14 protein-coding genes are annotated in these 12,252 nt (G+C 60.8%); 5 read left to right on the forward strand and 9 right to left on the reverse strand.

What is annotated here, in order from left to right:
* Positions 1–142: 142 nt before the first annotated feature.
* The gene (locus A3OQ_RS0102845; protein ID WP_244427081.1) at positions 143–1,114 is read right to left on the reverse strand and encodes a cell division protein FtsX; all 972 of its coding nucleotides are present in this window, start codon (positions 1,112–1,114) and stop codon (positions 143–145) included.
* 7 nt (positions 1,115–1,121) lie between these two features.
* On the reverse strand, positions 1,122–1,784 hold the full coding sequence (gene ftsE, locus A3OQ_RS0102850; protein WP_026595432.1) for a cell division ATP-binding protein FtsE: 663 nt from the start codon (positions 1,782–1,784) through the stop codon (positions 1,122–1,124).
* Positions 1,785–1,964: 180 nt separating this feature from the next.
* Here ftsE and A3OQ_RS21200 point away from each other — a divergent pair, with 180 nt between their 5' ends.
* The 4 genes from A3OQ_RS21200 (at position 1,965) to A3OQ_RS0102870 (ending at position 5,204) form a co-directional block, all read left to right on the forward strand.
* Positions 1,965–2,687: a zinc-ribbon domain-containing protein gene (locus tag A3OQ_RS21200; protein ID WP_020173844.1), complete on the forward strand. Its 723-nt coding sequence runs from the start codon at positions 1,965–1,967 to the stop codon at positions 2,685–2,687.
* 360 nt (positions 2,688–3,047) lie between these two features.
* Positions 3,048–3,947, forward strand: coding sequence for a signal recognition particle-docking protein FtsY (ftsY, locus tag A3OQ_RS0102860; RefSeq protein ID WP_051116074.1), 900 nt, complete (start codon positions 3,048–3,050; stop codon positions 3,945–3,947).
* Between the two features lie 35 nt (positions 3,948–3,982).
* The gene (locus tag A3OQ_RS0102865; protein ID WP_244427082.1) at positions 3,983–4,429 is read left to right on the forward strand and encodes a DUF1330 domain-containing protein; all 447 of its coding nucleotides are present in this window, start codon (positions 3,983–3,985) and stop codon (positions 4,427–4,429) included.
* A gap of 97 nt (positions 4,430–4,526) precedes the next feature.
* On the forward strand, positions 4,527–5,204 hold the full coding sequence (locus A3OQ_RS0102870) for a septation protein A (protein ID WP_020173847.1): 678 nt from the start codon (positions 4,527–4,529) through the stop codon (positions 5,202–5,204).
* Positions 5,205–5,354: 150 nt separating this feature from the next.
* Here A3OQ_RS0102870 and A3OQ_RS0102875 read toward each other — a convergent pair whose 3' ends face one another.
* The 5 genes from A3OQ_RS0102875 to A3OQ_RS0102895 are packed head-to-tail and all read right to left on the reverse strand — an operon-like array spanning position 5,355 to position 9,719.
* Positions 5,355–5,918 (reverse strand): DUF447 domain-containing protein, encoded by a 564-nt coding sequence (locus A3OQ_RS0102875; protein WP_020173848.1) that lies wholly within the window; start codon positions 5,916–5,918, stop codon positions 5,355–5,357.
* A 16-nt stretch (positions 5,919–5,934) separates the two neighbouring features.
* The gene (locus tag A3OQ_RS0102880) at positions 5,935–7,368 is read right to left on the reverse strand and encodes a DUF6513 domain-containing protein (RefSeq protein ID WP_020173849.1); all 1,434 of its coding nucleotides are present in this window, start codon (positions 7,366–7,368) and stop codon (positions 5,935–5,937) included.
* 26 nt (positions 7,369–7,394) lie between these two features.
* Positions 7,395–8,036 (reverse strand): amino acid kinase family protein, encoded by a 642-nt coding sequence (locus A3OQ_RS0102885; RefSeq protein ID WP_020173850.1) that lies wholly within the window; start codon positions 8,034–8,036, stop codon positions 7,395–7,397.
* Position 8,037: 1 nt separating this feature from the next.
* Positions 8,038–9,201, reverse strand: a complete 1,164-nt coding sequence (locus A3OQ_RS0102890; RefSeq protein ID WP_020173851.1) for a (5-formylfuran-3-yl)methyl phosphate synthase — start codon at positions 9,199–9,201, stop codon at positions 8,038–8,040.
* A complete protein-coding gene (locus A3OQ_RS0102895) occupies positions 9,198–9,719 on the reverse strand; it encodes a DUF3280 domain-containing protein (RefSeq protein ID WP_020173852.1) in 522 nt (173 codons plus the stop codon). Before A3OQ_RS0102895 ends, A3OQ_RS0102890 begins: the two co-directional genes overlap by 4 nt.
* 319 nt (positions 9,720–10,038) lie before the next feature.
* Here A3OQ_RS0102895 and A3OQ_RS0102900 point away from each other — a divergent pair, with 319 nt between their 5' ends.
* Positions 10,039–10,704 carry a hypothetical protein gene (locus A3OQ_RS0102900; RefSeq protein WP_020173853.1) on the forward strand — a complete coding sequence of 222 codons (666 nt, stop codon included), beginning with the start codon at positions 10,039–10,041 and terminating at the stop codon, positions 10,702–10,704.
* A gap of 80 nt (positions 10,705–10,784) precedes the next feature.
* Here the strand turns inward: A3OQ_RS0102900 and A3OQ_RS0102905 are convergent, their stop codons facing one another.
* On the reverse strand, positions 10,785–11,351 hold the full coding sequence (locus A3OQ_RS0102905; protein ID WP_026595433.1) for a PQQ-dependent catabolism-associated CXXCW motif protein: 567 nt from the start codon (positions 11,349–11,351) through the stop codon (positions 10,785–10,787).
* Positions 11,352–11,365: 14 nt separating this feature from the next.
* A complete protein-coding gene (locus A3OQ_RS0102910; protein ID WP_244427248.1) occupies positions 11,366–12,202 on the reverse strand; it encodes a substrate-binding domain-containing protein in 837 nt (278 codons plus the stop codon).
* Between the last annotated feature and the right edge of the window lie 50 nt (positions 12,203–12,252).

Raw genomic sequence — 12,252 nt, forward strand, 5'->3', positions numbered from 1 at the left:
CGATCCCTCATCCTGAGGACCACGCGCAGCGTGCGTCTCGAAGGACGAGGGATCGGCATCGTTTCTATCGTCCAAAAACCCCTCAATCCTTCGAGACGGCTCCTTCGGACCCTCCTCAGGATGAGGGGTTTTAGGGTTGCCCCTAAGACAGCCGCCGCAAATGCCGGAACACGATGACCCGCGATACGAAACCTGTCGTCACCGCGATGCCCGCTGCGATGAGCGCGATCAAAACATAGCCTTTCAACTCCAACCCGAAACTGCCGAACATGGCTTCGATCTGGTCGCCGCCCGGCGTCGCCCGCCACCAGGACGATAGAGTGCCGAGCACCAGAAAGACCAGAATGGCCGAGCCCCCGCCGATGCCGCCGCCGCGCAATCCGAGCCGGAAAAAATGGCTCTGGAATTGCCGCGAGATGAATTGGTCCGCGGCGCCGACGAAATGCAGAACTTCGATGATTTCGCGATTGCCCGCCATGGCACCGCGGGTCGCAAAGCCGACGGCGAGCATCATCGCGACAAGCACAAGCAGGAAGATCAGCACGGCGGCGACGACCACGGTCTTCGCCATAACTGCGAGACGGCTCAGCCACAGACGGTGATCATCGAGAGTCGCGCCTGCCACCTTGTCGGCCAAAGCCTGACGCAAGGCACTTGTGTCAAGCAGCGCACCGGAATTGAGTTTCAAAACGATGAGGCGCGGCACCGGCAGTTCGGAAAGATCGAGCCCGGCGCCGAGCCAGGGTTGCAGAAGCGCTTCGGACTCGGCCTTCGTATAGGCGCGCACATCGGCGATCGCCGGAAACGATCGTGCAACCTCGACAGCCTTGGCGGTCTCGGCTTCGAGGTCGCGGCCGACGATCGGGCGCACTTGAATCGTCATCTCGCGCGAGATGGATTGCCGCCAATCCTGCGACTGTTCGGCGATCAGCATCGCGGCACCCGCGGTGAGCGACGCCAGAAATGTCATGATGGCGATGACGGTCACGAGCGCGCGGCCAGCGATAGAGGTCGCCGGCACCAAAGGCATGTCGCGCTTCAAGCCATTGCGCACCTGCGCCGCGTCGTCGGCGTCATCCAGCATTTTTTCGAGACTGAGCTTGCGAATGCTCATGCGGCCATCATTCATAGATGTGCAGGCGGCTGTCGCCGAGGACGAGCCTCCGTGCACCTTCGAACTGATCCATCAAAGCCAAATCATGCGTGGCGATGACAACCGACGTGCCGGACTTATGCAGCTCGGTGAAGAGCCGCAACAGGCGGCGCGCCAAAGTCGGATCGACGTTGCCGGTCGGCTCGTCGGCCAGAAGAAGTTCCGGCCGCACGATCAAAGCCCGCGCGATCGCCGCGCGCTGCTTTTCGCCGCCCGACAAAACCGCCGGCAGAATATGCATGCGATCGCCGAGCCCGACCCACCGCAGAAGCTCGATCACCTCGGCGCGATAGGTCGCTTCCTCGCGGCCCTGCACGCGCAAAGGCAGAGCGACATTTTCGTAAGTCGTCAAATGGTCGAGCAGGCGGAAATCCTGAAACACGACGCCGATACGGCGGCGCAGACTCGTGATCGTGTCCTTGTCGAGCTGGGCGGCATCATGTCCGAACAGATTGATCAGGCCGCGCGTCGGCCGAAGCGACAGGAGAATGAGGCGCAGCAAGGTCGTCTTGCCGGCGCCTGAAGGCCCGGTCAGGAACTGGAACGTCTGCCGCTCGATGGAGAAGCTGATATCCTTGAGGATCTCAGCGCCCATCCCATAGCGAAGGCCAACATTTTCGAATCGGACCACGGAGGACCTTTGCCGGTTGGTTCCAAGATCTAATAAGCGGCGTCCGAGATCGCCTTAGGCCGCCCGCGGCAGCATCGATTCGGGCCTCTTAAGGCCGCATTAACCATAACAGCACAGGATCGGTCGGAGCCAACGAAGGCTTTCCCTAAACCCACGTTTTCCCACGCCGAATCAGCCAAGATGTTGATCGATTGTCCCGGTTGCGCAAAATCCTACCACATCGGCCGTGCCGCGCTTGGCCCGCGCGGCAGAAATGTGGCCTGCCCGCAATGCCTGACAAGCTGGTTTGTCACGCCTGACGCTAAAGGCATCGCCGATCGCGGGCTCAATGAGGCCGAAGATGACTTCGGCGCGCTGGAAATCAATGCGGAAGCGATCAGCGAACGCGCCAGAGAGCCGACCTATGAAGAGCTCTACGGACCAACGGTCAAATCGGAAGAACGCATCGTGCCGATGCCGCAAAGGCGCATGCCGCGGCCATCGCACGGGGCCATGACGATCTTCGCGGTTTTGGCCCTGGCCGTGGGTGTGATCGGCTTGCGTGCCACAATCGTCAGGTTTTGGCCGCAGGCGGCCGGGATTTATGCCGCTGCCGGTCTGCCGGTCAATGAACGCGGGCTCGATCTCAAGCATTTGCAGGTCAATCTCGTCCATAACGGAACCCAGGCGCTTCTCGTGGTCGATGGCGAGATCGCCAATAAGCGGAGCGGCGACACCCCCGTCCCGAAGATCAAGCTCGCCGTGCGCGACGCCGCGGGTCATGAAATCTACACATGGGACGAGGCCTCGCCGAAGCCCAGGCTCCGGAGCGGCGAGACCATCGCCTTCCGGGCGAGACTCGTGGCGCCGCCGGCGGAAGGTCATGATATTTTCGTCCGTTTCGCAGCGGCGGAGCCGCGCTAGAGGAGCGCGGTGGCGGCGGCGCGCTATAAACCCCATCTTACGGCTGGTCTTCCGCCCTCCCGGCGGTTTAGAACACGCGCGCGGCCCGATGCCGACCATGATCGCACCTTTCCGGTGCCGACAGGGATTTTGAATTTGAGCGACGAATCCCCGGACGAAAACCGGGATAGACCGAAGCCCGGCCTGTTCAAACGGCTTTTCGGCCGCGCCGAGCCGCAAATACCGCAAGAAGAGCCTGCTCCCGGTGCCGAACCGCCGGCGGCCGACGCTGGGTCCCGCGAAGCCGAGCCCGCCGATACTCCGCCGTTACAGGCCGAAGCTGCCGCGCCCGCGCCGCAAAAGCGCAATTGGTGGACGCGTCTGCGCGAAGGGCTTGCCCGTTCCTCCGGCTCGATCGGCACCGGTCTCGTCGAGATCTTCACCAAGCGCAAGCTCGACGACGCCATGCTGGAGGATCTCGAAGATATCCTGATCCGCGCCGATCTCGGCACGGCGACCGCGACAAAGATCACCAAAGCCGTTGCCAAGGGCCGCTACGACAAGACGGTCGATGTCGATGACGTAAAGGCCATTTTGGCGAGCGAAGTCGAACAGGTCTTGGCGCCCGTCGCGCTGCCGCTTATCGTCGCTCCGGACAAAAAGCCTTTCGTCATTCTGATTGTCGGCGTGAACGGCTCGGGCAAGACGACGACCATCGGCAAGCTTGCGTTGAAATTTCGCCAGGAAGGCAAAAACGTGATGCTCGCGGCGGGCGATACGTTTCGCGCCGCGGCGATCGAGCAATTGCGCATCTGGGGCGAGCGGCTCGGCTGTAGCATCATCGCGCGCGATCAAGGCAGCGACGCGGCCGGCCTTGCCTTCGATGCGATCAAGGCGGCGCAGGACCAACAGGCCGACGTGCTTTTGATGGACACCGCAGGCCGTCTGCAAAACCGCACCGAACTGATGGCGGAACTCGAAAAGATCATCCGTGTCATGAAAAAGGTCGATGCCACGGCGCCGCATGCCGTGCTGCTCGTGCTCGATGCGACCGTCGGGCAAAATGCCATGACCCAGGTCGAGATTTTCGGACGCGTCGCAGGCGTGACTGGCCTCGTCATGACCAAGCTCGACGGAACCGCGCGCGGCGGCATTTTGGTCGCCGTCGCGGAGAAATTTCAATTGCCGGTGCATTTCATCGGCGTCGGCGAGACGGCGGAGGACCTCGAACCGTTCGAAGCCCGCGATTTCGCCCGCGCCATTGCCGGAATCGAAGATTAAGACGTCGTGGCGATGACAAGACTGGAGTGTGCGTTGTGGCGACCAGAGACGAACCGGCTTGCTATCTCGAACCGACGCAAGAGGCCGGACGCGCATTTTTCATGCGCGGGATCAAAGGCGAGGTCGTCATGTTGAATCTCCTCCGCTTTCGCGACGTCGCGGACTATTCCGCAAATCCGGAGCTGGCGCCGCCGACGCCGATCAGCGGCGCCGAAGCCTATGATCGATACATCGCCCATACATTGCCCTATCTCAAGAAGAGCGGCGGCGATCTCCTGTTCATGGGGACCGGCGGCCAATTCCTCATAGGCCCGGATGACGAAAGCTGGGACCTGGCGTTGCTGGTCCGTCAAAGAAGCGTGGAGTCCTTCATGGCTTTCGCGGCGGACGAAGCTTATCTTGCAGGGCTTGGTCATCGCACCGCCGCTGTGGCAGACACAAGACTTCTTCCCCTTGTCGCTCAGTCTCCGAGCTTTCTCTGAGCGGACATTACGCCTGCATGGAATGTCTCCATCAAGGATGCCAATGACGTCTTTCATGCTACCCATCGCTCGTTAGATTACGCCGACCGGATCTCAAATGACCCAATGCAAACACCCTTATGCCGCTCCCGTCCGCGCCAAGCCGAACCCTTGGGTCAAATTTCTTCTCGAAATGGGGCCGCTGCTTTTATTCTTTTTCGCCAATGCGAAGCCGAAACTTTTCGAGCCCTTGGTCGCGCCGCTTCTGCCGGAGGCGATTCTGAATGGCTCAAGCGCCGGGCTTTTCACCGCGACGGTTGTTTTGATGGTCGCCGTCGTCGCAGCGCTCATCGCCTCTTTCGTGACGACGAAGCGCCTGCCGATCATGCCGCTTGTGACAGCCATCCTGGTTTTGATCTTCGGCGCGCTCACGCTTTATCTGCAGGATGACCGCTTCATCAAAATGAAGCCCACCGTTCTTTATCTCGCTTTCGGTGGCGCCCTTTTCGGCGGGCTGCTTTTCAACAAGCCCTTGCTGCCGATCGTTCTCGATAATGCGATGAACCTCACCGAACGCGGCTGGAGGCTCTTGACGATCCGCTGGGCAAGTTTCTTTTTCGTGCTCGCAATTTTAAACGAAATCGTCTGGCGCACGCAAAGCAATGATGTCTGGGTGGCGTTCAAATTTCCCGGCACGGTGATTTTGATTTTCCTCTTCACTTTCGCGCAAGTGCCGCTCATCATGAAACATGAGCTGACGGAAGAGGCGAAAAAAAACGCGCCGGAGCATTTTTGAGCTTGGGCGCGAACCTTCTCCCTGCGGGAGAAGGTGGCTTGCGGAGCAAGCCGGGTGAGGGGTTGCGGTCGTGCAATTGAGGGATTGTAACCCCTCATCCGCCTCGCATTCGCTCGGCACCTTCTCCCACAGGGAGAAGGCTGCGCGCTCTTAGCTTTGTATCCCTTTATAAAACCCCTCGACCTTTTCCATCAGCCAGCCGAAAGCCTCAAGCTCCTCGGGGCCGGCCGTCTTTTCGACGGCGATTCTGATATAGGCGATTTCGGCCTCCACCTTATCGCGCGGCAGCATGGACAGACGGCTTGCAAGAATGGCGAGCTCAACCACCGCCGCCTTGGCCCGGTTCATGCCCTCGAAGGGCTGATGCTGCGCAAGGTGCAAAACCTTGCAATGGAACCGGGGCCTTTGGTCATGCTCTTCGACATGCAGAACGGCGAGCCGTGCATGCGCCAGGGCCGCCGCCAAACGCGACACCGGAAAATCGCCCGCTTGTATCAGCGGCCACGTGCTGCGCCCTGTGAGGCAACCCGCGAAGATGCGCACATCGTCGGTGTAATTGGCGGTCGCGAAAGGCACGGCGCGCAGATTGTCGAGCGTTTTCGACGGATGGAAAGGCGCGATGATCCAGCCCTCGCCATCTTGGATCAACCCAAGCGGCGCGAGATGTGACTGACCTGACGCATCGACCGTGGCAACGATCGTTTCGCGGATCATCGGCACGCAAATATCCTCATGGTTTTTCACCTTTCACGTCCGATGTTTTTGCGCGCAACGTATGGCCCGCCTCGCGCAGCTGCGAGAGATCCTCCTCCGCGGCCTTGTCCGTGGCGACGCCCCAATCGAGCGGTTCATCCTGCACGAATCTTTTGCCGAGCGCGAAGGCAATCTCGGCTTTCGTCAGTTCCGCGGCGAGATAAAATGCATGCGCGCCGTCTTTTTCGACGCCGAGGCGCGGATAGAGCTCCATCGCATGTGTCGCGACATGATGGCCGTCGCGATTGTAGATGTGGATGCCGTCTTCCGCGACCTCGATGCGGAAATTCGCATCGCGCACCTCGGCGGCGCGCTCGGCGATCTCGGCGGGCATCGCGACGAAAGGCTTCTTGGCGTGCAGTTGCAAGAGCCCGGCGTCATAGCCTTTGGGCAAAGCCTGGTCTTCGCGCGCGGCGAACATGAGGCGGCGCGCCGCATCATGCTCTTCGATCGTACGGCGCGTATGCGGACTGACTTGCACGATGAGAAGATCGCGGATCGCAAGTTCCGAACATATGCCGAGCAGCATGGCGGTGACGCCGCCTGAATCGGCTTCCGTCAATTCGGTGAGATTGCCAGTGCCCATCATGATCTCGGCTACAGGGAAACGCCTCCGCGCTTCCCTGTAGCCTGCAAGCGACTCCATGAATCCGAAATGGATCGGATCGAGGATCGGATCGATCATGAAGGAAAGCTGTTTGGCCTGCGCCATCTCCGTCACGCGCCAGAGCGAGTCGAGATCGCGATGCACCTTGGGGATCAGCACGGGCGTGACCTTGTAGCGCTCGGCGATCCACAAAGTCTCTTCGGTCAAACTTAGAAGAAAATCGGCGCCCGCTTTGGCGCCGCGCTCCAATTCTTCGGTTTGCGCCGAATCGACGCTGACCAGAAAGCCTTCCGCCTTGAGCGCGCGTACGGCATCTTCAAGAAGCGGGAAGGGCGTATCGGGCAGGCAGCCGAGATCGATGACATTGGCGCCCGCCTGCCGCATGGCTGAGGCGCGGCGCACGATCGCCTCGACCGTTTGCGCCGAAGCATCGACGATTTCGCTGAAAATGCGCATGTCGTAGCGCGAAAGATCGCGCATGGTTCCGCCGCGTCCGAGAAAAGCCGGCAGATCGACGAGCTCGTCCGGACCACGCACGACCGGCACGCCGAGTTCGGCGGACAGCGCGTCGAGATCGGCGCGGCAGCGTCCGGGCACCATGATCTTATCGGCCTCGACGGGGCGCGGCAGGCGGCGCAAAATAATGGAGCCGGTCATCAAGGCCGCGACCTGCACGCCGACATCGAAGACCGTCCAGACGAAAGGCGTCTCGCCGAGACCGTGAAGCACTTTTTCAAGGCGCGGGCGGGCGAGATGCCCGGTCAGGAACAGGATGCGTTCAGCCACGGGTTCGATCTCAGCCATGCTCTCAATCTAATTCATTTCGCCCGTCAAGACAGAGCGACGCGCGTTCCAGGTACGCCGCCCGCGGCGAGAAGCGCGGCAGCCCCTTCTAAGGCCGAAGGTCCGGCAATGAAAACCTCGGCCCCGCTGGTGCCGGCAAAGCCTGCAAACAGGCGATCGACCACGCGCGAGGCCGAAAGATCGGCGAGCGTAGGCGCGGCGCCTGAAGGCAGATCGGTGCTTTTCACCAAAAGAAGCTTCGTCGCGCCGAGCTCATGCGCGAGCCACGCCGCGAGCGTGTCAGATGTCGCATCCCAGGAGGGCGGCACCGGCGTCGTCGCGGCAAGCATATGCGAAGGCGCCCAGATGGGGATTTGATTGAGGCGCCAGGCCCGGCGGATGGCCGCGGGCGTCGCGGCCATGACGAAGCGCGGCGCCAGGGCGGCAAGCACCAGCCCATATTGTTCCATGGCAAGAAGCGCCATGTGATGGGCGGCGAGATCATCAAAGCCAATGTCCATTTGCGCCGCCCGCACGGCATCGGCAAAGGGACCGCCGCCCGGAACGACGATGGGCTGGCCAGGAATTTTATCGAGCGCCTGCAGCCATCGCGGCAGGAGCGCGGACGCAGCCAGACTGCCGCCGATCTTGATGACGAAGGGCCGCTGGCGCGTGATGGGCGCTGGCAATTTAGCCGCTCGAAAAGCCGGGGAAGATCTGATGCACGCGCGCCGCAGCAGCGGCGCGCTCGCGATGGATTTCAATGCCGACGCAGCCCTCGATCACATCGAGCTTTTCGACCCGCACTCTGATCGTGACGACGGAACGGTGCGCCAGCAGCGCCGCCGCGATCTGTTCCGCCAAGGTCTCGACCAGGGCGACATGACCGCGGCTCAGGATCAGTTTGATCGCATCGACGATGAGATCATAGGAGAAGACATCGCGCATATCCTCGGCTTGCGTATTTGTGCGGCGGATATCGACATCGATGTTGAAACGGACGCGCTGCGTGTGGCCGCGTTCGAAATCATAGGCCCCGATGGCGACCGGCATCACGAGGTCATGAACGAAGACGCGGTCGGTCTCGCCATCCTTTTCGCTTGGCGCGGCATAGCCTCGCGCCGCGAGCAGACGCCAATCGACTTTCGGCCCCATGCCGAATTCATTCGCCGCCATTTCGCGCGGAATGAGATCACGGACGATCTTCACCGCTTCCGGATCGATCCCGGCAGTACGCCTGCCGGCCTGACAGAGCGCGCCCCTGAAGCCCAAAAAGCCCGGTTGCAGCAGGAGCAAACGCGCGATGTCCGGCGTTTCGAGCGCTCCCGCGAGACCGCTGAGCAGCGAGGCTTCGCGGCAGGCTTCGACGAACCGGGCGAGATCCGCAATGCCGAGATGCGACATCAGCCGGCCCGCGCCCTTTTCAGCCGTATCGAGCATGGCCGCCTTGAAACCATGCTGCGCGAGAAGACTGAGCGCCGTAAAATCGAGCGGGCCTTGATCGGCGAAGAAGGCCGCGACGAGATGGACCTTGGCCGCCAAGGGCGCCAGAGCCTCGATGCAAGCCGCGAAGGCTTCGCTCGGCAGCAAGCCGATCTTCACGTAATCGACGCCGGTTTCCGCCATGCGGCTCGCGGCCTCGAAAAGCGCGGCAGGCTGCATGGGAATGTCGCCGACAACCGCGCTGACGAGCCTGCGGCCAGCGATCATCTTGACGGTCTCGCTTACCACTGCGACCGGCAAAGCCCCGAAAGCGCCCTGCGACGGATCTTTCAGATCGATGAGATCGGCGCCGCCGGCAATAGCGATTTCGGCCTCGGCCGGTCCGGTGACGCTGGCGAGCATGAGCGTCATTGAGTGGCCTTCTCTGGCGCGGGCTTCTCCGACGACGTGAGGAGACGGTTGCGGATCAGATAATCGAGACCCCGCAGCCAGCTTTGATCCGTATTGTCGCGAATATCGACGCTATAGGCATCGGTCAATCTGCCGGTTTTCACGTCGCGCATATAAATATTGATATTGAGAATGAGCTCCGACACTTTCTGCACGGTACCGGTAATCGAAAGATCGGCATCGAGCTTCTTGGCGATCGCCACGTCGCAACCGCCGCAGGCCTGCAAATTGGCGGCTTTAGCCGCGGCTTCCTCAGGGCCGAGATCGACGATTTCATAGCGGCCGGAAGCAGCAAGCTTTTCGCGCAGAACCGGCGCCAGCTTGGCCAAACGGGCCGTCTCTTCCTTGTTGACGCCCCTCATCTCTCCAGTGAGGCTCGTATCGATCAATTCGAAATCGAAAACGACGGCGCGCGGCGGCGCGGCCATGACAGCCGTGGCGAAAACGCAAAGAAAAAGCAGCAGGGCTGAACGCAGCATTATCGATCCAATCGATCCATTTTAACGGCAAGCCGGAGATGGATCAGTTATAGGTGGCGGGGCGCAAACGGCAATTGCGGCGCATTGACGAGAATTCATGTTAAAAAGCTTGCAGTCCCAGGCTGACATCCTCATTTTGCGGCGCTGAGCTTTCTAGAGCGGGATGCGAAAAAGTGGATACCGGTTTTTCGGGCGCAATCAAGTTTACGCAGATTGCGCAAGCTTATCTGTGCTATCCCGCTCTAAATTATTGGAACCGATCACGTTTATGACTTTGGATCGATTCGATCCAAAGTCATCGTGATCTCGGGAGGATGGAATGGATCGATCGCTGCTCGCTGGCGGCCTTGCGGTTTTGACGCTTGCCTTTGCCATCCAACCGGGGCTCGCGCAAGGGGCCGGCAAAAAAGTCAATAGCGACTGGCCCTGCCAGCAGATCCTCGTCCGGACTATTTCCGTGCCCGCGGTCTGGACCGGCCCCGGCATTGAAGGCATCGACTGGCAGAGCGATTCCAAACTCGTCGATCTCACGGACAAGCTCGCAGCCCGCCGCCTGCCGCTCGAACAAGCGCAGCAGCAGATTACGGATTTCGCCAAAACGCTCGGTGCCGACAAGACGAGCAAGCTGACCGCTTTATTCGCAGGGCTTTATCATAAGCTGAATAATGAGCGGACCCAGATCATCGACGGGCTCGACCGCTTCGGCCAAAAGCAGAAGGACCTCGGCGACAGGCTGCGCGAGGAAACCGCGGCCTTGCATGAGGCGCAGGATAAAGCCGGCGGCGCGCCCCTTCCCGACCTCAAGGACAAGAGCGGGCCTCAGACGGCACCCGGGCCGGAAGCCTCCATTTTGGAAAAACTGCAATGGGATCTGCGGATTTTCCAGGACCGGCATAATGCCGTGACCTTTGCCTGCGAGTCGCCTGTTCTGATCGAACAGAGGCTGTTCGCGCTGGCGCGCACGATTCAGGAAAATCTGAATTAGAGCATCATCCCCGAAGGCTGGCTCGACTTGCCGGATGGGATGATGCGCCAAAACAAAGACCGGCCCTGCGGGCCTATCGGTCAATTGCGTGGATAGGGCTTGCGATCTTCGAGCGGCAGGCCAGCTTCGGCCCAGCCTTCGGTGCCCCACGGATACCAGAACACTTTTGTATAGCCGAATGTCTTCGCCCGCTTGGCGGCATTCCAAGACATCCAGCAGTCCTTGAGGCAATAGAAGACGATTTTGCGGGTAAGTGCGCCGCCCGTCACCGCCGCGAGCCCCGCGCGCAAATAGGCTTCGGTTTCGGGCGCAAGGGCGCCATAGCCAGTATCGGGCAGCCAGATGCTTCCTGGAATGTCGTCGCGTGGCTTCTCCCGCCAGATCGTGCCTTCCGCGAGATTCGCCGGGCGCGGCACATGCGGCAGGACGTCGACGAAAACCGCGTCCTTGCTCTTCCAGAGCGCTTCGGCTTCCGCCGTGATGAGACCAGGCTGAGCGTCGAGCGTCGCAGGCGTCGGCGCCCGGTAATTGTCGAGCCGGTAGGTCTCTGGTTCTGGCGGCGGCGCGCTATCCGCCGCGCGAGCGCCGGCCGCAGCAAAGGAGATCGCGACCGCGAGCGAAAGCCAGAACGAAGACTTAACGCGCATCAGAGCGTCCAAGATCACCGCGTCAGTGGCTGATTGTTTTCATCGAGCAAAGGCACGCCATAGTCGGTGAGAATTTTGTTAATCTCACCTTGGTTTTCGGCGATCAGCTTATTGAGGTCGCGCTTCCAATTCTGATCCGAATGGCGCACGCCCATGCCGATGCGATAGACCATTTTCGGCCCCGAAGTCTCCTTGATGAGAGGCACGACGACGAGCGGCGTCTCCGATTTCTTGGCGAGATAGCCGGCGATCGGTCCCCAGAGAACGGCGATATCGATCGTGCCCTTCTTCAAATCTTCGATCATGTCGAGCGTCGGCGCGTCATAGCGCGTATCAACGACGAGGGGATAGGGCTTGGCATTGGCGATGAGGCCATTGGTGGCAAGATTTGTCGACGGCGGCGTGCCTGCGATAATGCCTATATGCTTGCCCTTCAGCAGCGGATCCTCGAGCGTCTCGACCTTGTCGAGCCCCGAGCCCTTTTTCGATACCAGCGTGTAGGCCGTCCGGTAATAGGGGTTAGTGCCCTGGACGATATCGTCGCCCTGCGGAATGCCCATCACCACATCGCAGCGAAACGCATTGAGCGTGTTGCGCACGAAGCCGGTCGTGTTCGGATAGAAAGTATAGGCGACGGGCTTCTGCAATTTACCGGCAAGCAAAGTGGCGATCTTATTTTCGAATCCCTCGCCGGCCTCATTCGAGAAAGGCAGGTTGTGGGGATCGTCGCAGACCCTGAAGACTTTCGGATCGACCAGCTCGATCGCCGCGGCGTCGCCGTTTTCATTGCTTTGAGCCCGCGCAGTCCCGGCGCCGACATAGGCCGCGGAGACGCCTGAAACCACACTCATGATAACAAGAAGCGTTTGAGGGAGACGCATCGAACATCAATCCTTTCCGG

Source organism: Methyloferula stellata AR4 (assembly GCF_000385335.1).
Lineage (GTDB): Bacteria > Pseudomonadota > Alphaproteobacteria > Rhizobiales > Beijerinckiaceae > Methyloferula > Methyloferula stellata.